The organism is Pseudomonas arvensis (assembly GCF_056688935.1).
Genome location: NZ_CP162038.1, coordinates 5201837 through 5222050, shown reverse-complemented (window position 1 = coordinate 5222050; position 20214 = coordinate 5201837). Strand labels below are relative to the sequence as shown.

Here is a 20214-nt window from a genome sequence, read left to right as displayed (position 1 = left end):
GGACCGGCTTTTATGTGCGTTCTTATTAGAGATTTGCACATCTATACTCCAAAAACAGTCCGAACGCCTCATTCTTCAAGGCGATCCACGCGCCTTGTCTCTACATAAATATAAGAGTTGGAGACCACATGAACGCATCTGCCGATATTTCCGTTAAACAGGTCAAGTTGCTGATCAATGGCGAGTGGGTCGAGTCCAAGACCTCCCAATGGCAAGACATCGTCAACCCGGCCACCCAAGAGGTGCTGGCGAAAGTCCCGTTCGCCACGGCCGATGAAGTCAACGCCGCCATCGACGCCGCCCATCGCGCCTTCCAGACCTGGAAGCTGACGCCGATCGGCGCACGCATGCGCATCATGCTCAAGCTGCAAGCCCTCATTCGTGAACATTCCAAGCGCATCGCCGTAGTCCTCAGCGCCGAGCAGGGCAAGACCATTGCCGATGCCGATGGCGATATTTTCCGTGGCCTGGAAGTGGTCGAGCATGCGTGCTCCATCGGTACTTTGCAGATGGGCGAATTCGCTGAAAACGTCGCGGGCGGCGTCGACACCTACACCCTGCGCCAACCCATCGGCGTATGCGCCGGTATTACCCCCTTCAACTTCCCGGCGATGATCCCACTGTGGATGTTCCCGATGGCCATCGCCTGCGGTAACACCTTCGTACTCAAGCCTTCCGAGCAAGACCCGCTGTCGACCCTGTTGCTGGTAGAACTGGCGCTGGAAGCCGGTGTGCCGCCAGGGGTGCTCAACGTGGTGCACGGCGGCAAGGATGTAGTGGATGCACTGTGCACCCATAAAGACATCAAGGCCGTGTCCTTTGTGGGTTCCACCGCCGTCGGCACGCATGTCTACGACTTGGCCGGCAAGCACGGCAAGCGCGTGCAATCGATGATGGGCGCCAAGAACCACGCCGTGGTGCTGCCGGATGCCAACCGCGAACATACCCTCAATGCTTTGGTCGGTGCCGGTTTCGGCGCAGCGGGCCAGCGTTGCATGGCCACCTCGGTGGTGGTGCTGGTGGGAGCGGCCAAGCAGTGGCTGCCGGACCTCAAGGCGCTGGCGCTGAAACTCAAGGTCAATGCCGGCAGTGAAGCCGGGACTGATGTAGGCCCGGTGATTTCCAAGCGTGCCAAGGCCCGCATCCTGGAGTTGATCGAAAGCGGCGTGAAAGAAGGCGCCAAGTTGGAGCTGGACGGCCGTGACATCCAGGTGCCGGGCTTCGAGCAAGGCAACTTTGTCGGCCCGACCCTGTTCTCCGGTGTGACCACCGATATGCAGATCTACACCCAGGAAATCTTCGGCCCGGTGCTGGTAGTGCTGGAAGTCGACACCCTCGACCAGGCCATCGCGCTGGTTAACGCCAACCCATTCGGCAACGGGACAGGCCTGTTCACCCAAAGCGGTGCAGCGGCGCGTAAGTTCCAGAGTGAAATCGATGTAGGCCAAGTCGGCATCAACATCCCGATCCCAGTGCCGGTACCGTTCTTCAGCTTCACTGGCTCCCGTGGCTCCAAACTTGGCGACCTCGGTCCGTACGGCAAGCAAGTGGTGCAGTTCTATACCCAAACCAAAACCGTCACCAGCCGCTGGTTCGATGACGACACGGTCAACGATGGCGTGAACACCACCATCAACCTGCGCTGATTCCGGGAGACGACCATGAAGATTGCATTTATCGGCCTGGGCAACATGGGCGCGCCCATGGCCCGCAACCTGATCAAGGCTGGCCACGCGCTGAATCTGTTCGACCTGAACCAGACGGTACTCAAGGAACTCGCCGAGCTGGGCGGCAGCATCAGCGACTCGCCGCGTGATGCGGCCCAAGGCGCTGAACTGGTGATTACCATGCTACCCGCTGCCGCCCATGTGCGCAGCGTGTGGCTGAATGAAGACGGTGTATTAGCCGGGATCGGCAATGGCGTACCTGCCGTGGATTGCAGCACCATCGACCCGCAGACCGCCCGCGATGTGGCGGCGGCGGCGGCCAGGCAAGGCGTGGTGATGGCAGACGCGCCGGTTTCCGGTGGCACCGGTGGTGCACAAGCGGGGACCTTGACGTTCATGGTTGGCGCCACCCCGGAACTGTTCGCCACCCTGCAACCGGTGCTGGCGCAGATGGGGCGCAACATTGTGCACTGTGGCGCTGTGGGCACCGGGCAAATCGCCAAAATCTGCAACAACCTGCTGCTGGGCATCAGCATGGTCGGCGTCAGCGAAGCCATGGCGCTGGGCGATGCGCTGGGCATCGACACCCAAGTGCTGGCCGGGATCATCAACAGCTCCACCGGGCGCTGCTGGAGTTCGGACACCTACAACCCATGGCCGGGCGTGATTGAAACCGCGCCGTCATCCCGGGGTTATACCGGCGGGTTTGGTGCCGACCTGATGCTCAAGGATTTGGGCCTGGCTACCGAGGCGGCACGTCAGGCGAAACAGCCGGTGATCCTGGGGGCTGTGGCCCAGCAGTTGTACCAATCGATGAGCCAGCGTGGGGAGGGGGGCAAGGACTTCTCGGCGATCATCAACAGCTATCGCAAGCCCAAGTAAGGGCATTCGGGGGCGAGCATTGTGGTGAGCGGGCTTGCCCAGCGCGGGGCAAATCCGCTCACCGCACAAAGCGAGTGCACCGCTGATAAGTGGCTTACCCCAACCAATCGGTGCACCGCAAAAAACTCAGGCAAACACAAAATACTTACGCACTGTCTCAACCACTTCCCACGTCCCCTTCATCCCCGGCTCTACCACGAAGATATCCCCAGCCCGCAAATGGATCGGCTCCATCCCTTCAGGGGTGATGATGCAGTAGCCTTCCTGGAAGTGGCAGTATTCCCATTTCACGTAGTCCACGTACCACTTGCCTGGGGTGCAGATCCAGGTGCCCATGATCTTGCTGCCGTCTTCGCTGGTGTAGGCGTTGAGGTTGACGGTGTGCGGGTCGCCTTCCAGTTTCTCCCATTTGCAGGCATCCAGGACCGGCAGGGGATGGGTGTCGCGCAGTACGGTGATGGGCTTGGACATGATGGCTCCGAGGCAGGGAATGGAAAGATGCACCCTAAGGCCTTGAGCGTTGTGCCAGTGGTCTGAACTCGACATCGGGATGCCCAGAAGCGCAGGTGAATACGGTTCTGCTGGTACAGCGAGGTCAATCATTAATCCCTGGTGGCAGCTCCACTGTGGCCAGGCGACACTTCTGAGCGTAAAGAGGCGATTTCCTCGCAGTAAGTGCGAAAGATTTCCCGCCTCGCGCCAGAATTCGCAAGAAAATTCACAGCTGGCCCTCGTATCATTCACTTCAGTAACCGCCGAGAGCCTTCAAATGAACCCAATAAAAACGTGGTGGGACATCAGCCCACCCTTGAGTACGGCGACCCCGACCTGGCCGGGTGATACGCCGTTCCAGGAAGAGCGCGTCTGGCAGTTTGGCCCGGAGTGCCCGGTGAATGTGGGGCGCATTACCTTGTCGCCGCACACCGGCGCCCACGTGGACGCACCGCTGCACTACAGCGCAGACGGCGCGCCAATCGGCGAGGTGTCGTTGGACGTGTATATGGGCCCATGCCGGGTGCTGCATTGCCTCGCCAGCGGCGCGTTGGTGCAACCGCATCAACTGGAAGGGCGTGTGGATAACCTGCCGGAGCGGGTGTTGCTGCGCACTTATCCACAAGCGCCACTGACTGAGTGGGACTCGGACTTCACCGCCATCGCGCCGCAAACCATTGAGCTGCTCGCCAGCCTCGGCGTGCGCTTGATCGGTATCGACACGCCCTCGCTGGACCCGCAACAGTCCAAGACCATGGATTCCCATAACGCCGTAGCCCGGCATGGCATGGCGATTCTCGAAGGCATCGTGCTCGATGACGTACCGGAGGGCGACTATGAACTGATCGCCCTGCCGCTACGCTTTGCCAACCTGGACGCCAGCCCGGTCCGCGCCATTCTCCGTCCGCTCAAGGAGCCCACGCGATGAGCCAATGTCCCTTTTCTGCTGATTACCAACCGCCGGAAGAATGGCATAACGCCGAACTGAATTTTTCCGAGTCCATGAGCTACGGCGATTACCTGGACCTGGGCAAAGTCCTCAGCGCCCAGCACCCGCTGTCGCCAGACCACAACGAAATGCTCTTCATCATCCAGCACCAGACCTCTGAACTGTGGATGAAACTGATGCTCCACGAACTCAAGGCAGCCCGCGAACATGTGCGCCTGGGCGAGTTGCCGCCGGCGTTCAAGATGCTGGCGCGGGTGTCGCGGATCTTTGACCAACTGGTTCATGCGTGGGCCGTGCTGGCGACCATGACCCCGTCGGAATACAAGGCGATCCGCCCGTTCCTGGGGCAATCGTCCGGGTTCCAGTCGTTCCAGTACCGTGAGATCGAATTTATCCTCGGCAATAAAAGCGCGGCGCTGTTGCGGCCCCATGCCCATCGGCCGGAGCTGTTGAACGAGTTGAAAGTGGCGATTGCCACGCCGTCGCTGTATGACGAAGCGATCAACCTGATGATCAAGGCGGGCCTGGCGATTGATCCGAAACGTGCCGAGCGTGACCCGACCGCAGCGACCGTGCACGACGAGTCGGTGGAGGCGGCGTGGCGCGAGGTGTATCGCGATCCGAACCGGTATTGGGACTTGTATCAGTTGGCCGAGAAGTTCATTGACCTGGAAGACTCGTTCCGCCAGTGGCGCTTCCGCCATGTGACCACGGTTGAGCGCATCATCGGCTTCCAGCCGGGCACCGGCGGCACGGAAGGGGTGGGGTATTTGCGCAAGATGCTCGACACCGTGCTGTTCCCAGAGCTCTGGCGAGTACGTTCCACGCTCTAAACAAAAAGCCCCGGATTACCGGGGCTTTTTCATTTGGAATGCATTCAAAACTGTGGGAGCTGGCTTGCCTGCGATGGCATCACTTGGGTCTCACTGTAAACCGAGTCGTCTGCATCGCGGGCAAGCCCGGCTCCCACACAAGCCGGGCTCCCACAGGAATCACTGTGCGTTCACTACCGCGTTGCTTTTGCGAACCCGCATCCGATAGGCAATGTAGATAATCCCCACCCACACCGGCATCGCATACACCGACTCGCGAATCCCCGGAATCGCCAGCATCACGCTGATGATCATCAGCATGAACGCCAGGCACAGGTAGTTGCTGAACGGGAACCAGAAGGTCTTGAACGATGGCGTCACGCCTTGCTCGCCCATGGCCTTGCGGAACTTGATGTGGGTGATGCTGATCAGCGCCCAGTTGATCATCAGCGACGCAACCACCAGCGCAAACAGCAACTCCAGGGCACTTTGCGGCGCCACGTAGTTGACCACCACGCACAGCATCGTCACCAACGCCGAAATCGCCAGGGCTCGCAGTGGCACGCCTTGCTTGTTGAGTTTCATCAGCGCCTTGGGCGCATCGCCTTGTTCGGCCAGGCCAAACAACATGCGGCTGTTGCAGTACACGCCGCTGTTGTACACCGACAGCGCCGCCGTCAGCACCACGAAGTTGAGGATGTGCGCAGCGGTGTCGTTACCGATCAGCGAGAAGATCTGCACAAACGGGCTGCCGCTGTACGCGTCGCCCGACGCGCCGAGGGTTTGCAGCAGTTGGTCCCATGGGTACAGCGACAGCAGTACGGTCAGGGCGCCGACGTAGAAAATCAGGATCCGGTAGACCACCTGGTTGATCGCCTTGGGGATCACCTTGCGCGGTTCGCTGGCTTCGGCGGCGGTGATGCCTACCAACTCCAGGCCACCGAACGAGAACATGATGAACGCCATCGACATCAACAGCCCCATGCCGCCATTCGGGAAGAACCCGCCGTGGCTCCACAGGTTGCTGACGGACGCTTGCGGGCCGCCGGTGCCGCTGAACAGCAGGTAGCAGCCGAGCACGATCATGCCGACAATCGCCACCACTTTGATGATTGCGAACCAGAACTCGGTTTCACCGAAGAACTTCACGTTCAGGGTGTTGATCAGGTTCACCGCGACAAAGAACACCAGCGCGCTGACCCAGGTCGGGATCTCCGGCCACCAGAACTGGATGTACTTGCCTACGGCCGTCAGTTCGGCCATGCCCACCAGCACGTAGAGCACCCAGTAGTTCCAGCCGGCGAGGAAGCCCGCGTAACCGCCCCAGTATTTGTGCGCGAAGTGGCTGAAGGAGCCGGCCACCGGTTCTTCGACGATCATCTCGCCGAGCTGGCGCATGATCAGGAACGCAATGAAACCTGCAATCGCGTAGCCCAGGATCATCGACGGGCCCGCCGACTTGAGTACCCCGGCCGAGCCGAGGAACAATCCCGTGCCAATCGCCCCTCCCAAGGCGATCAGCTGAATATGCCGGTTCTTCAGGCCACGCTTGAGGCCTACCGGGTTAACCATGTCATCCGCCATTAACGTTCCCTTCTACTTGTTTTTCTTGGGGTTGATTGCACGCCGCACCCGCCCCTCAGAAGTGCTGAGGAGTCAGATATTACTCTGCGTAAACTTTTCGTAATACAGCTGAACGCCATCAAGTGCCTGATCCGACAGCCATTGTTGGATGGATTCGACCATCGGAGGGGGGCCGCACACATACATATCCGCCGATCTGTCCCGCAATTCGGCCAGGTCGAAATGTTGGGTCAGGTAGCCGCGCTTGCCCGGCCATTCATCTGCGGCGTCGCTGAGGACTTCGGTGTAGCGAAAACCCGGCAGTTGCGCCGCGTAGGCCGCGATGCGTGGCGCTTCGCATAAATCCTCGGCGCCGCGCACGCCGTAGTAGAGATGCACCGGCTGCTCGCAGCCGGTGGCAGCCAGTTGATCAAGCATGCCCAGCAGCGCCGACAACCCAGTGCCACCGGCGACCAGCACCAGCGGCTGGGTGACATGCCGCAGGTAGAACGCACCCAGCGGTGCCTCCATCAGCAGTTCATCGCCGACTTGGCAGCGCTCACGCAGGTAGTTGCTCATCACCCCATCGGGCAGCAAGCGGATCAGGAACTGCAATTGATTGCCCGCCAGGTTGGCGAACGAGTAGGAGCGCCAACTGTTCGTGCCAGGCACCGAGAGGCGTGCATATTGGCCGGGCAGAAACTCCAGCGGCGCGTCCAATTGCACGTGGAGAATCGCTGTACTGGCCGACACCTGCTGCACTTCGCTGACTGTCCCGCGCACCTGCTCCGGGTTCGGCGCATTGCACAGGCTTGAATCAAAGTCGAAGTAAAAGGTGGCGTCGGACTTCACCCGCGTCTGGCAACTGAGCATCTTGCGTTGTTGCAGGTCGAGGCTGGAGAGGGCCTCGTCGTCCACGTAATCCTGGGTGTAATCGCCCGATTCGCAACGACCCTGGCAGGTGCCGCACACACCTTCGCGGCAGTCCAACGGGATCTTGATGCCATTGCGCAAGGCTGCATCCAGCAGGATTTCATTGGCGCCCACCGGGAAAAACAGGGTCTTGCCGTCGGCAAAACTGAAGGCCACTTTGTGATTCATGTGTTGTTCCCCACCTATTTATGACGTACGCACGGGTTGTTGTGGCAAGCCCGCTCACCACAAAAAGCATGCTCACCACCACAACAAGGGCGCTTTAGAGGTGATAGAAATCCAGCACCGAGTTGATGGTGTCGTTGAGCAACAACGCATGCTTGCGGGTGATCAACCAGCTGTCGCCATCGGGCTTGAGGCTGTAGGTGGCCTGTCCGTAAAACTGCTCCGACGTCGCCAGCCGATAGAACAGCGTGTGCCAGTTCAGCTTCACCTCCAGCGCGCCATCCGCCTGTTCGGCAATGCGCACGTTATTGATCAGGTGCAAAGTGCGCGGCATTGGCGTGGCTGACGCGGCCTTGCCGGTGCGCAGGCGAAAAATGCGGTCTTCCAGGCCGGAACGGTTGGCGTAGTAGATCAGCGACATCTCGCGTTTGGGGTCGCGGGTGTACACATGTTCCGAGTCCCATTGCGGCAGGTGGAATTCACTCTGCGGGTCGAACAACTGCACATAGCCGTCCCAGTCCTGGGCGTCGCAGAGTTCGGACTTGCGGTAGAAGAACTGCTCGATCCGGTACTGCAATTGCGCGTTCATCATTCCACCTCCCGCAGTGTCAGCGCTTGTTTGTCCAGGCCCTTGAGCAGGAACTGTTGCCAATTGCGGTGCTGGTTGACGTACAGCCCTTCGTGGGTGAATTCGGTGCCGGTCATCGCCGGTTGGATGCCGATGGCTTCGCTGTTGGGCGTCGGCCCGGTTTCCCAGCGATGGCTGCCACGGGAGATATCGCTCCAGCGCTCCAGGCGCCCCTGGAAACCGCGCTGGGCTTCGCGAAACTCCACCAAATCGTCCGGCGTGCCCATGCCCGATACGTTGAAGAAGTCCTCGAACTGGCGAATGCGGTTTTCGCGGTCGGCGTCGGACTCGTTTTTCACCCCCAGGCATTGGCTGATGATTTCGGTCTTGTTCCACGCCACCGGGCGGATGATGCGCAACTGCGAGCTGATCTGGTCGAGGAAGAACAGGCTCGGGTAGATATTCAGGTTGCGCAGGCGGTGCATCATCCATTCGGCTTTTTGCTGGCCGTGCTCTTCCACCAGGCGCGGCATGATGGTGCTGTAGCCGGAACGTACGGAGGGATTGGGCATGTCGCTGAACAACAGGCTGTGGCCATTGTTGAAGGCGAACCAGCCGTCATCGGTGTTCGCATCACCCGCGCCGAGTTTGCTGTAGTCCAGTGTTGTGCCTGAAGCGGTGCCGTTCTCGGTATTGACCTGTTGGCGATGCTGCACGGTGGCCACGTAGTTGTAGTGCACGGTGCTCACGTGATAACCGTCCAGGCCGTTTTCGTTCTGCAGCTTCCAGTTGCCGTCGTAGGTGTAGGCGGATTTGCCCGGCAGCACTTCCAGTTCACCGGTGGCGGACTGCGCGACCATCATGTCGAAAAACACTTTGGCGTCGCCGAGGAAGTCTTCCAGGCTGTTCGTGCCGTTCACGTCCAGGCTGATAAACACAAAACCCTTGTAGCTTTCGATGCGCGCCTTTTTCAGGCCGCGGGTGGCTTTGTCGAAACCCTCCGGGTATTCCCCCGGCGCCTTGACCTTCACCAGCCGGCCATCGCTTTTGTAGCACCAGGCGTGGAACGGGCAGGTAAACGTCGACTGGTTGCCCTTGCCGACGCGGGTCAGGGTGGTGCCGCGATGCTGGCAGGCGTTGATCAGCGCATTAAGCTGGCCTTCGCCATCGCGGGTGATGATCATCGGCTGGCGCCCGGCGCGCAGGGTCACGAAGTCGTGGTTATTCGCCAGTTCGCTTTCGTGGCAGGCATAGATCCAGTTCTTTTCGAAGATCAGTTCCATCTCCAGGTCGAACAGCTCAGGCTCGGTGAACATGTCCCGGGCGATACGGAACACTTCGTCTGCCGGACGAAAATCCAGGCAGCTATCGATAAAGCTTTTCCACTGCTCGACGCTTCTTGCACCACTCATGGGAGGCACCTTTTTTGATAGGGGCTAATCGGTGGTTTATTAGAGGCAGCGGGGCAGGGCGCGGGCTATCCGCTTAATGGGGGAAGATGGGCCGCAAAGTTGGGCGCGCAGTACCCATCACGGTGCGGCGGGGTAACGCCATGCGCTACTGTCAGAGGGCGCAAGGGACGTGAAATGCGGTGACTTATCCACATAGTCGGCCGTTGCTATCCACTCAGTGGCGATACTGCCGGCGTGGCGCAGAACTTGCTGTCCAACAACGATAACGACGCGCCGCCAGAGCGCGCAAACGCCTAACCGCCGTGGGTGCACCCTGATGAGCAGCCAGACACGCGATATCCATATCCAACGCTTCGACCTGGAAGGCGCCCGCAGCTGGATGTCCGGCATCTGCGGGCCGCACCGCCTGGCGACGACGACCCCCGAGCGCCTGCGTTTCCACCACAGCGCCAATGTGTTCAAGTCCCGCGCCACGACGTTGGGTGTGATCGAGTACGGCACCGACGTGACCATCGACATCGAGGATGCCGAGCACTTCAGCAGCTATAGCCTCAGCCTGCCGCTGGTGGGTGAACAGGAGTTGAGCAAAAACGGTGAGCGCCTGAGTTCCAACCGCGATCAAGGCGTGATCATCTCGCCCAACGAGCACCAGGTGCTGGCGATTTCCGGCGACTGCCGCAAGCTGCAAGTGGTGATTACGCGGGCGGCGATGAGTGAATCCCTGGAAGGTTTGCTGCAACGGCCCATTGACGCGCCGCTGCGCTTTGAATCCGTGATGGACGCGGTGGACGGCGCCCCGGCGTCGTGGTGGCGCATGGCGCGCTACTTTATCGCCGAGTTGGAGCGCAGCAGCGAGCTGTACGAGCAGGCCGCGTTTACCCGCGACCTGGAAAGCTCGCTGATCAAGGGTTTGATCCTGGCCCAGCCGAATAACTACTCCGAGGAACTGCGTGACGTACTCGGCGTGAAGCTGCCGCATTATTTGATCCGCGCGCGTCAGTACATTCACGACAACGCCCGCGAAGCGGTGCACCTGGAAGACTTGGAAGCCGCCGCGGGCGTGTCGCGCTTCAAGCTGTTCGACGCGTTTCGCAAGTACTTTGCCTTGTCGCCGATGGCCTACCTGAAGAAGTACCGACTGGGTGCGGTGCGCCAGGAAATTCTTGAACATGGCTCTATCCGCACCATCTCCGAGATCGCCCTGGGGTGGGGCTTTACCCACCTTGGGCGGTTTTCGGCGGAGTACAGAAAACTCTTTGATGAATCTCCCAGCCAGACCTTGCAGCGCAATCGCCTACGCAGCCTCTGACCCTTCAGATCAGCTCTTCAACCAACTGCAAACAATGCCTGAGCCCCGGCGACTGATCATTCACCCTTCGGCTGAGAATAATCGGCGAGGTCGCTGTGGTTTCCACAATCGGCGTGTAACCGATGTCCGCCCGATGCAGCACCTGCACCGAGGCGGGCACCAGCGTCACGCCCATGCCCGCGCCGACCAAGCCAATCGCGGTCTGCAGCTCGTTGGTCCACTGCGCCACCTTGAGGCTCAAGCCGTGGGTGTCGAACAGGGCGATCACATGGTCGGCATAACTGGGGCGCGGGTTGCCGGGGTACAGCACAAAGGGCTCGGCGGCCAGTTGGGCGAGGGTGACGGGGGCGGTGAGCAGCGGATGCCCGGCAGGCAGCACCGCCACCAGCCGATCCTCCACCAGTACGCGCTGGTCGATGGCCGGGTCGTCGATGCGGATACGCCCGAACCCCACATCAATGCGCCCGGCCTTGAGCGCTTCGACCTGCTGCAAGGTGGTCATCTCCGACAGGCCCAATTCCAGCTCCAGCGCCTCATGGCTGCGCAGGCGGCGGATCAGCTCGGGCAACACGCCATACAAGGTCGAGGGCGCAAAACCGATGCCCAGCCAGGTCTTTTCACCCTGGCCGATGCGCCGGGTGCTGTCGCAGACCTTGTTCAACTGTTCCAGCAACAGATTGGCGTGCTCATAGAAAAACCGCCCGGCTTCGGTCAGCCGCAGCGGTCGGCCGCGCTCAAGCAGAATCACGCCCAGCTCATCCTCCAATTGCTGGATCTGCCGGCTCAACGGCGGCTGGGCGATGTGCAGGCGTTCGGCGGCGCGGGTGAAGTTGAGGGTTTCGCCCAGCACCTGGAAATAGCGCAGATGACGCAGCTCCATAACGGCTCCTTTCATACCTTAAGAGTATTGTTCGAGACTAATTCTATATTGGCCCCCTGGAAAGACCGGGAACAGAATCAGCGCAAACCTATAAAGAACCCAACGGGTATTGCCATGCCGATTTGCGCCATTGAGTCGATCGAGACCATCATCGTCGACCTCCCCACCATCCGCCCGCACAAGCTGGCAATGCACACGATGCAAAACCAGACCCTGGTGATCATCCGCGTGCGTTGCGCCGATGGCATCGAAGGCATCGGTGAGTCCACCACCATCGGCGGCTTGAGCTACGGCAACGAAAGCCCCGACAGCATCAAGATCAACATCGACCGCCACTTTGCGCCGCTGTTGATCGGCCAGGACGCCAGCAACATCAACGCCGCCATGTTGCGCCTGGAGCGCAGTATTCGCGGTAATACCTTTGCCAAATCCGGGCTTGAAAGTGCGTTGCTCGATGCGCTGGGCAAGCGCCTGAACCTGCCGGTGAGCGAGCTGCTCGGCGGTCGCGTGCGTGACGCGCTGCCGGTGGCCTGGACCTTGGCCAGTGGCAACACCGAGCAAGACATTGCCGAGGCTGAAAAGATGCTCGACCTGCGCCGCCACCGCATCTTCAAACTGAAGATTGGCGCAGGCGAAGTAGGCCGCGACCTGGCCCATGTGATTGCGATCAAAAAGGCTTTGGGCGAGCGCGCCAGTGTGCGCGTCGACGTCAATCAGGCCTGGGATGAAGCCGTCGCGCTGCGGGCCTGCAAGGTACTGGGCGACAACGGTATCGACCTGATCGAACAACCGATCTCGCGCAACAACCGTGGCGGCATGGCGCGGCTGAACCTGTCGAGCCCGGCGCCGATCATGGCGGATGAGTCCATCGAGTGTGTCGAGGATGCCTTCAACCTGGCCCGTGAAGGCGCGGCGTCGGTATTCGCCCTCAAGATCGCCAAGAACGGCGGCCCACGTGCGGTGTTACGCACGGCGGCGATTGCCGAAGCCGCCGGTATTGGTCTGTACGGCGGGACCATGCTGGAAGGCGGCATCGGCACCCTGGCCTCGGCCCATGCGTTCCTGACTCTCGACAAATTGGCGTGGGGCACCGAACTATTCGGCCCGCTGCTGCTCACCGAAGACATCCTCACCGAACCGCCGGTGTACCGCGATTTCCAGCTGCATGTTTCCCACGCGCCGGGCTTGGGCCTGGCCATCGACGAGGAGCGCCTGGCGTTCTTGCGTCGTGATAAACACTAAGAGGCGCCTGCCATGTTGTTCCACGTAAAAATGACCGTGAACCTGCCCGTCGACATGAACCCCGAGCGCGCCGCCAGCCTCAAGGCCGACGAAAAAGCCCTGGCGCAGCGCCTGCAGCAGCAGGGCAAATGGCGCCACCTGTGGCGCATCGCCGGGCTCTACGCCAACTACAGCGTGTTCGACGTCGACAGCGTGCAAGAACTGCACGACCTGCTGATGCAACTGCCGCTTTATCCCTACATGGCCATCGAAGTGAACGCCCTGTGCCGACACCCTTCGTCGATCCATGAGGACGACCGTTGAGCCTGCTCCACACCCAATAATTACAAGATGAGGATTGCACCATGTCCACCCGACTGTCCCAGACTGCCCACGCCCAACGGTTTCTCGAAGAAGCCAGCGGCAACCTCAATGACGGCGGTAACCCGCGCACCAAAGCGCTGATCTACCGGATTTTGCGCGACACCGTGAACATCATCGAAGACTTGGACGTGACCCCTGAAGAGTTCTGGAAGGCGGTCAACTACCTCAACGAGCTGGGCAAGAATCAGGAAGCCGGGCTGCTCGCCGCCGGGCTGGGCCTGGAACACTACCTGGACCTGTTGATGGACGCCGCCGACGAAGAAGCCGGCAAATCCGGCGGCACCCCGCGCACCATCGAAGGCCCGCTGTATGTGGCCGGTGCGCCGCTGTCCACGTACGAAGCGCGCCTGGATGATGGGACAGATGCGGCGGTGCCGCTGTTCATGCGCGGGCAGGTGCGCGACACCGACGGCAAGCCGTTGGCCGGGGCGATCGTGGACGTATGGCAGGCCAACACCGGCGGCACTTATTCGTGGTTTGATCCCGCTCAGTCGGAGTTCAACCTGCGCCGCCGCATCGAGACTGACGCCCAGGGCAACTACCGTTTTCGCAGCATCGTGCCGTCCGGCTACGGCTGTCCGCCGACCGGGCCGACCCAGCAACTGCTTGATCAGCTCGGGCGTCATGGGCAGCGGCCGGCGCATATCCACTTCTTTATCTCGGCGCCGGGCCACCGGCACCTGACCACCCAGATCAACCTGTCGGACGATCCTTACCTGCACGATGACTTCGCCTACGCGACGCGGGATGAATTGATTGCTGAAATTCGCTTCAGTGACGATCAGCAACTGGCGCGGGAGTTTGGTGTGCAAGGGCGGTTTGCGCAGATTGATTTTGACTTTGAATTGCAGGTGGCTGACGCGCCGATAGAACAGAAACGCATGCAGCGGGTTCGTGCCCTCGAAGACTAAATGCGGTCAAAATTGTGGGAGGGGGCTTGCCCCCGATGGGCATAGGTATCTACACAACTTCCCGTGGATGCTGAATCTATGGCAACTGGGCTGTTGTGGTGAGCGGGACAAGCCCGCTCACCACAGAGTTATGTATAAGCCTTTGAGAGTTGTGTAGATACCCATGCCCCGATGGCGGTGCATCAGCCAAATATTCAGTGACTGTCACACTGCTATCGGGGGCAAGTCGAATCGTCGCACCGCCCCTCCCACATTGGATTTATGGTGTTTCAGTTATTTGCGCAGCACCAAATTCAACACCTCATCCCGATCCTTGATCTTCTGCAACACAATCTCCGAGCGTATATCCATCACCCCCGCCGTGCGGTTCAGGTGGTTCACGATAAAGTCCGAGAAGTGCTTGAGGTTGCGCGCCTGTACCCGCAGTACATAGTTGCTGGCGCCGGTGATCACATAGGCGCTGGCCACTTCCGGCCAGCCCTGCACCTTCTTGATAAAGGTCTCATGCCAATCCTCCACGTCCTGGCGCAACGACAGGTGGACGATGGCTTCCAGCTCGATCCCCAATTGTTCGGCGTTCAGCACCGCGCGGTAGCCGCTGATGATGCCTTCGCTCTCCAGCAGGCGCAGACGGCGCAGGCAGGCGGAGGGCGACAGCGCGACTTTTTCCGCCAGTTCCTGGTTGCTGATACGGCCATCCTGTTGCAGGAAATGCAGGAGGCGCAGGTCGGTGGCGTCAAGAATCATGGTTAGAATAAATCCGCGTATTTGGGGGTTAACTTCGAATTTCCTACAGCTTAATTAGCTGGTTGCCCACCACTTTGCACGAAAATTCTGTAAATCTTCGTTCATTATCTAGTCCATCTTCACTTATAAAAACCAGGACAGACCATGACCACCCGAAGCCATTGCCAAGCCCTCGACGCCCAGGATTCGCTGGCGCCGTTGCGCAATCAGTTCACCTTGCCTGCGGGCGTGATTTACCTCGATGGCAACTCCCTCGGCGCCCGCCCGGCGGCATCGCTGGCGCGGGCGCAACAGGTGATTGCGCAGGAGTGGGGCAATGGCTTGATCCGCAGTTGGAACAGCGCGGGCTGGGCGGATTTGTCACAGCGGCTGGGCAATCGCCTGGCACCGCTGATCGGTGCGCGGGACGCTGAAGTGGTGATCACTGATACCACCTCCATCAACCTGTTCAAAGTGCTCAGCGCGGCGCTGACGGTGCAGCGCCAACGCGCACCCGCGCGCAAGGTGATCGTCAGCGAAGCGAGCAACTTTCCCACCGACCTGTACATCGCCGAAGGCCTGGCCGAGTTGCTGCAACAGGGTTACTCCCTGCGTCTGGTGAACAGCCCGGATGAACTGCCCCAGGCCATCGACGGCGATGTGGCGGTGGTGATGCTCACTCACGTCAACTACAAGACCGGCTACATGTACGACATGCAGGCGCTCACTGCCTTGAGCCATGAATGTGGTGCGCTGAGTATCTGGGACTTGGCGCACTCGGCAGGCGCGGTGCCCATCGACCTGCACAACGCGGGAGCCGATTACGCGATTGGCTGCACCTACAAGTACCTCAATGGCGGCCCCGGCTCCCAGGCGTTCGTGTGGGTTAACCCGGCGCTGGTGGATTTGGTGCGTCAGCCACTGTCGGGCTGGTTCGGGCATACCCGGCAGTTCGCCATGGAGTCCAACTATGCGCCGAGCGCCGGCATCGCGCGCTACCTGTGCGGCACCCAGCCGATCACTTCGCTGGCGATGGTGGAGTGTGGCCTGGAGATTTTCGAACAGACCGATATGGCCAGCCTGCGCAGCAAATCTCTGGCGTTGACTGACCTGTTTATCGAGCTGGTTGAAGCCCGTTGCGCGGCGCACGGCCTGCTGTTGATCACTCCGCGTGAACATGCGCGGCGCGGTAGCCATGTGAGCTTTGAGCACCCTGAAGGTTATGCGGTGATCCAGGCCCTGATTGCCCGTGGCGTGATCGGTGATTACCGCGAGCCGCGGATTATGCGGTTTGGGTTTACGCCGTTGTATACGAGCTTTACCGAGGTGTGGGACGCCGTGGAAATCCTCGGTGAGATTCTCGACGAAAACACCTGGGACCAGCCGCAATTCAAAGTGCGCCACAGCGTTACCTGATTAAACCCCTCCCACAGGGATCCGCGACAATATCCAAACAGTGCAACCACAATAATAAAGAGGCACACCAACGTGACCACACCCGACACCGGCTTTGCCGAAATCACCCAACGCGAACTGGGCCTGCGGCGCCAGCTGACTTCCGGCCAGATGAGCATGATCGCCATCGGTGGTGCCATTGGCACCGGGCTGTTCATGGGCAGCGCCTATGCCATCGGTTATGCCGGGCCGAGTGTGCTGGTGAGTTACGCCATCGGCGCGCTGATCACTTTGCTGCTGATGGGGTGTCTGGCAGAGATGACGGTGGCCCATTCCACCTCGGGCTCCTTCGGCGCCTACGCCGAGTTCTACATCAGCCCGCTGGCCGGGTTCCTGGTGCGTTATGCGTACTGGGCGGCGATTGTGCTGGCGGTGGGCGCCGAGGTCACGGCGGTGGCGATGTACATGAAGTACTGGTTCGCCAACGTGCCGGAGTGGGTGTGGATCGTGTCGTTTTCCAGTGTGCTGATTGTGCTCAATGCGATCAGCGTGAAGACCTTCGGTAACTTCGAATACTGGTTTTCCACCATCAAGATCAGCGCCATTGTCGGCTTCATCATCCTGGCCGTGTACGTGGTGTTCGGCTCCGGCAACCCGGATTACGGCGTGCAGAACTACACCGCACACGGCGGATTTTTCCCCCATGGCTTGAGCGGCATGTGGATCGCGGTGATTGTGTCGATCTTCAGCTACCTCAGCGTGGAGATGATCGCGGTGGCTGCCGGTGAAGCCGCCGACCCGGAGCAGGCGGTGAAGAAGGCCTTTCGCGCAACCATCGTGCGGTTGGTGGTGTTCTACCTGCTGACCCTGGCGCTGATGCTCGCCATCGTGCCGTGGAGCCAGGCCGGGCAGACCCAGAGCCCGTTCGTCACGGTGATGCAGACCATCGGCATTCCCGGCGCCACCGGGGTGATGAACTTTGTGATCCTGATTGCCGCGCTGTCGGCGATGAACAGCCAGCTCTACATCACCACGCGCATGATGTTCAGCTTGTCCCGCGCCGGCTTCGCGCCCAAGTCCATGGGCGCCCTGAGCAAAAGCGGCATCCCGCTGAATGCGCTGCTGCTGTCCAGTTCGGGCATTGCCCTGGCGACCTTGTTGAATGTGGTGTACCCGCAAAGCTCATTCACCTTGATGATGGCGATCTCGATGTTCGGCGCGATCTTCACCTGGTTCATGATCTTCCTCACGCACCTGTTTTTCCGCCGTTATCGCAAGCGTCACGGCGGGCCGAAGCTCTCATTCCAGCTGCGCCTGTTTCCCTACAGCACCTTGCTGGGCCTGGTGCTGATGGGCGCGGTGATGATCACCACGTATTTCACCGAGGCGTTCAAGATGACGTTGGTGTTTGGCGTGCCGTTCCTGCTGATTCTGTCGGCGGTGTATTACGGGTTCTTCCGCAAGGGCAGGGCCAAGGCGTCGAACAAGGCTTTGGCGTAACCGGGCAGTTGTTCGAACGAACGTGTGCACAGCAATAGCTGTCGGCAGGCCCAGTCTTCTGCCAGAGGCTGGGCCTGGAAGTGGCGCTCCAAAGGCCAGCGATCCAGCGCGGCCTGGGGCACGATGCCCAGGCCAGCGCCCCGTGCGACCATCCGAATCACCCCATCAAAGCCCTCGGCGCGGATGCGCGTGTGTAAGCGAAACCCCGCGTTCAGCGCTTGCTCTTCCAGGTACACCGCCAGTGCGCTGTGGGCCGCGAGGCCGACGTAATCGTGTGGCAGGCTGTCGATAAAACTCACCGGGCTGGCAGCCAAGGGATGATCCAGGGGCATGATCAGCACCAGTGGGTCATCGCGAAAGGGCAGGGTCTGCAAACCGTGGGTATCCACCGCATCGGAGATGATGCCCAGATCCGCCGTGCCCTGGCGCAAAGCCTGGGTGATGCGCAGGCTGGGCAATTCCTGCAGATCGATGTCGAGGTTGGTGTGTTCGCGCAGAAAATCCGCCAGCAGTTCCGGCAGGTATTCACTGAGCGCCGTGGTGTTGCACAGCAGGCGCACCTGGCCTTTGATGCCGTTGGCGTATTCCGCCAGGTCCTGTTGCAGGTGCTCGGCCTGTTGCAGCAGCAGGCGCGCATGGCGGGCCAGAGCCTTACCGGCGGCGGTGGGGGTAACGCCACGACGGCCGCGCTCCAGCAGTTCAATGCCAAAAGACGCTTCCATCGCACGGATGCGGGCGCTGGCCGCCGCCAGGGATAAATGGCTGCGGCTGGCGCCGGCGGTGATGTTGCCGGTGTCGAGGGTGTGCAGGTAGAGGCGCAAGTCGGTGAGGTCAAAGTGCATGGCTGGGGTTCTCGATGAGGCCTTCAGCCTCCCGCAAAACAAGAGGCAGCCTCAGTATATGGCGAATTTCCAGCGCACATCCAAACCCGCACAATCCCCCCATGACGACCTTCCTCGCGTTCTACCAAAATCTCGGCCCCGCCTTGACCCTGCTGGTGATCGGCACCTTTGTGCTGGCCGGCACGGTCAAAGGGGTCATCGGTCTGGGCTTACCGACAGTGGCCATGGGCATGCTCGGCCTGGCTATGTTGCCGGCGCAGGCTGCGGCATTGCTGATCATTCCTTCAACGGTCACCAACCTCTGGCAACTGGCATTCGGCGGTCACCTGAGTGCCTTGCTCAAACGCCTGTGGCCGATGCTGTTGCTGATTTTCCTCGGTACCGGGCTGGGCACGCTGTGGCTGGGCATGGACGGCGGACACTGGGTGGTGCGGGCGTTGGGCGCGGCGTTGCTGGTGTATGCGCTGAGCGGATTGTTTTTGCCCGCCTTCAAGCTCAAGCCGTCAACCGAACGCTGGTTGGGCCCGCTGTGTGGGTTGATCACCGGCGTAATCACCTCGGCCACCGGCGTGTTCGTGATTCCTGCCGTGCCGTATCTGCAAGCACTGGGCTTGAATCGCGATCAACTGGTGCAGGCATTGGGTCTGTCGTTCACCGTGTCGACCCTGGCGCTGGCGGCGGGCTTGGCCTGGCGCGGTACCTTGGGCGGCGGTGAGGTCAGTGCCTCGCTGCTGGCGCTGGTCCCGGCGTTGCTGGGTATGTGGCTGGGCCAGGTGCTGCGCCAGCGCATCAGTGCGGTGCTGTTCAAGCGGGTATTTTTCATCGGCATGGCGCTGCTGGGCGGTCATCTGCTGATCGGTGGTTAACAATGCTCGCTGGATTCGTGCTTTTTGATCAAAGGTATTTTGCGGGGTCACGGCTTATTCCGAAGGGTTGGGGCCGATAGTCTGCGTCCAGACATTTTCAACTTCTGGATGCCCTCCCATGAAAAAAGTACTCCTGCTCAACGGCGGCAAAAAGTTCGCCCACTCCGATGGCCGCTACAACACCACCTTGCATGACACCGCACTGGCGTTGTTGGACCGCAACGGTATCGACGTCAAAGTCACGCATATCGACGAAGGCTACGATGTCGCCGACGAAGTCGCGAAATTCCTCTGGGCCGACGTGATCATCTACCAAATGCCCGGCTGGTGGATGGGCGCACCGTGGATCGTCAAGAAGTACATCGACGAAGTCTTCACCGAAGGCCACGGCAGCCTCTACGCCAGCGACGGCCGCACCCGTTCCGATGCTTCGCAGAAATACGGCAGTGGCGGCCTGATCCAGGGCAAGCAGTACATGCTCTCACTGACCTGGAACGCGCCGCAGCAAGCCTTCGACGACCCGAGCGATTTCTTCGAAGCCAAAGGCGTGGACGCGGTGTACTTCCCGTTCCACAAGGCCAGCGAGTTCCTCGGCATGACCGGCCTGCCGACTTTCCTGTGCGTGGATGTGATGAAACGCCCGGCCATCGAGGCGGACGTGGCGCGCTACGAGCAGCATCTGGCGCAGGTGTTCAACCTCTCGGTGTAAGCTGCGGTGAACCGATAACGAGGACCGC

General features: G+C 60.6%; 20 protein-coding genes. 12 read left to right on the top strand and 8 right to left on the bottom strand.

Annotated features, from left to right (window positions below; translation table 11 throughout):
- Positions 1-128: 128 nt before the first annotated feature.
- Together AB3G88_RS23725 and mmsB are read left to right on the top strand one after the other, a co-directional pair.
- Positions 129-1646, top strand: a complete 1518-nt coding sequence (locus tag AB3G88_RS23725) for a CoA-acylating methylmalonate-semialdehyde dehydrogenase (RefSeq protein WP_480451913.1) — start codon at positions 129-131, stop codon at positions 1644-1646.
- A gap of 15 nt (positions 1647-1661) precedes the next feature.
- The gene (gene mmsB / locus AB3G88_RS23720) at positions 1662-2549 is read left to right on the top strand and encodes a 3-hydroxyisobutyrate dehydrogenase (RefSeq protein WP_099587228.1); all 888 of its coding nucleotides are present in this window, start codon (positions 1662-1664) and stop codon (positions 2547-2549) included.
- Positions 2550-2675: 126 nt separating this feature from the next.
- Here the strand turns inward: mmsB and AB3G88_RS23715 are convergent, their stop codons facing one another.
- A complete protein-coding gene (locus tag AB3G88_RS23715; RefSeq protein WP_015885872.1) occupies positions 2676-3020 on the bottom strand; it encodes a cupin domain-containing protein in 345 nt (114 codons plus the stop codon).
- Between the two features lie 298 nt (positions 3021-3318).
- Here AB3G88_RS23715 and kynB point away from each other — a divergent pair, with 298 nt between their 5' ends.
- Positions 3319-3969 (top strand): arylformamidase, encoded by a 651-nt coding sequence (gene kynB, locus AB3G88_RS23710; protein ID WP_099587229.1) that lies wholly within the window; start codon positions 3319-3321, stop codon positions 3967-3969.
- Complete coding sequence (kynA, locus tag AB3G88_RS23705) at positions 3966-4823, top strand: tryptophan 2,3-dioxygenase (RefSeq protein WP_015885870.1); 858 nt, start codon at positions 3966-3968, stop codon at positions 4821-4823. Before kynB ends, kynA begins: the two co-directional genes overlap by 4 nt.
- 159 nt (positions 4824-4982) lie before the next feature.
- On the opposite strand, the gene AB3G88_RS23700 is transcribed toward kynA, so the two are convergent.
- The 4 genes from AB3G88_RS23700 to antA form a co-directional block, all read right to left on the bottom strand.
- Positions 4983-6386: an amino acid permease gene (locus AB3G88_RS23700; RefSeq protein WP_099587230.1), complete on the bottom strand. Its 1404-nt coding sequence runs from the start codon at positions 6384-6386 to the stop codon at positions 4983-4985.
- 72 nt (positions 6387-6458) lie between these two features.
- Entirely contained in the window at positions 6459-7466 is a 1008-nt protein-coding gene (gene antC / locus AB3G88_RS23695) for an anthranilate 1,2-dioxygenase electron transfer component AntC (protein WP_158878346.1), read from the bottom strand.
- A gap of 94 nt (positions 7467-7560) precedes the next feature.
- Entirely contained in the window at positions 7561-8052 is a 492-nt protein-coding gene (antB, locus tag AB3G88_RS23690) for an anthranilate 1,2-dioxygenase small subunit (protein WP_099587232.1), read from the bottom strand.
- A complete protein-coding gene (gene antA, locus AB3G88_RS23685) occupies positions 8052-9443 on the bottom strand; it encodes an anthranilate 1,2-dioxygenase large subunit (RefSeq protein WP_191948335.1) in 1392 nt (463 codons plus the stop codon). The genes antB and antA overlap by 1 nt, the downstream gene beginning before the upstream one ends.
- 316 nt (positions 9444-9759) lie before the next feature.
- Here antA and AB3G88_RS23680 point away from each other — a divergent pair, with 316 nt between their 5' ends.
- Positions 9760-10752: an AraC family transcriptional regulator gene (locus tag AB3G88_RS23680; protein ID WP_099587234.1), complete on the top strand. Its 993-nt coding sequence runs from the start codon at positions 9760-9762 to the stop codon at positions 10750-10752.
- A gap of 4 nt (positions 10753-10756) precedes the next feature.
- Here the strand turns inward: AB3G88_RS23680 and AB3G88_RS23675 are convergent, their stop codons facing one another.
- Complete coding sequence (locus tag AB3G88_RS23675) at positions 10757-11632, bottom strand: LysR family transcriptional regulator (RefSeq protein WP_480451908.1); 876 nt, start codon at positions 11630-11632, stop codon at positions 10757-10759.
- Positions 11633-11746: 114 nt separating this feature from the next.
- Between AB3G88_RS23675 and AB3G88_RS23670 the strand changes: the two genes are divergently transcribed.
- From AB3G88_RS23670 to catA, 3 genes are read left to right on the top strand one after another with little or no spacing between them, the layout of a single operon-like run.
- Positions 11747-12874 (top strand): muconate cycloisomerase family protein, encoded by a 1128-nt coding sequence (locus AB3G88_RS23670; protein WP_112196737.1) that lies wholly within the window; start codon positions 11747-11749, stop codon positions 12872-12874.
- 12 nt (positions 12875-12886) lie between these two features.
- Positions 12887-13177: a muconolactone Delta-isomerase gene (gene catC, locus AB3G88_RS23665; protein WP_112196736.1), complete on the top strand. Its 291-nt coding sequence runs from the start codon at positions 12887-12889 to the stop codon at positions 13175-13177.
- A gap of 41 nt (positions 13178-13218) precedes the next feature.
- Positions 13219-14148, top strand: coding sequence for a catechol 1,2-dioxygenase (catA, locus tag AB3G88_RS23660; RefSeq protein WP_099587238.1), 930 nt, complete (start codon positions 13219-13221; stop codon positions 14146-14148).
- Positions 14149-14421: 273 nt separating this feature from the next.
- Here the strand turns inward: catA and AB3G88_RS23655 are convergent, their stop codons facing one another.
- Positions 14422-14895 carry an Lrp/AsnC family transcriptional regulator gene (locus AB3G88_RS23655; RefSeq protein WP_480451905.1) on the bottom strand — a complete coding sequence of 158 codons (474 nt, stop codon included), beginning with the start codon at positions 14893-14895 and terminating at the stop codon, positions 14422-14424.
- Positions 14896-15039: 144 nt separating this feature from the next.
- Between AB3G88_RS23655 and kynU the strand changes: the two genes are divergently transcribed.
- Together kynU and AB3G88_RS23645 are read left to right on the top strand one after the other, a co-directional pair.
- Complete coding sequence (kynU, locus tag AB3G88_RS23650) at positions 15040-16290, top strand: kynureninase (protein WP_480451903.1); 1251 nt, start codon at positions 15040-15042, stop codon at positions 16288-16290.
- Between the two features lie 72 nt (positions 16291-16362).
- Positions 16363-17769, top strand: a complete 1407-nt coding sequence (locus tag AB3G88_RS23645; protein WP_099587240.1) for an amino acid permease — start codon at positions 16363-16365, stop codon at positions 17767-17769.
- On the opposite strand, the gene AB3G88_RS23640 is transcribed toward AB3G88_RS23645, so the two are convergent.
- A complete protein-coding gene (locus tag AB3G88_RS23640) occupies positions 17715-18611 on the bottom strand; it encodes a LysR family transcriptional regulator (protein ID WP_480451901.1) in 897 nt (298 codons plus the stop codon). The genes AB3G88_RS23645 and AB3G88_RS23640 overlap by 55 nt on opposite strands.
- A 101-nt stretch (positions 18612-18712) precedes the next feature.
- Between AB3G88_RS23640 and AB3G88_RS23635 the strand changes: the two genes are divergently transcribed.
- Together AB3G88_RS23635 and mdaB are read left to right on the top strand one after the other, a co-directional pair.
- Complete coding sequence (locus tag AB3G88_RS23635) at positions 18713-19477, top strand: sulfite exporter TauE/SafE family protein (RefSeq protein ID WP_191948331.1); 765 nt, start codon at positions 18713-18715, stop codon at positions 19475-19477.
- A 118-nt stretch (positions 19478-19595) separates the two neighbouring features.
- Entirely contained in the window at positions 19596-20186 is a 591-nt protein-coding gene (gene mdaB / locus AB3G88_RS23630; protein ID WP_480451899.1) for an NADPH:quinone oxidoreductase MdaB, read from the top strand.
- The last annotated feature ends 28 nt before the right edge of the window (positions 20187-20214 follow it).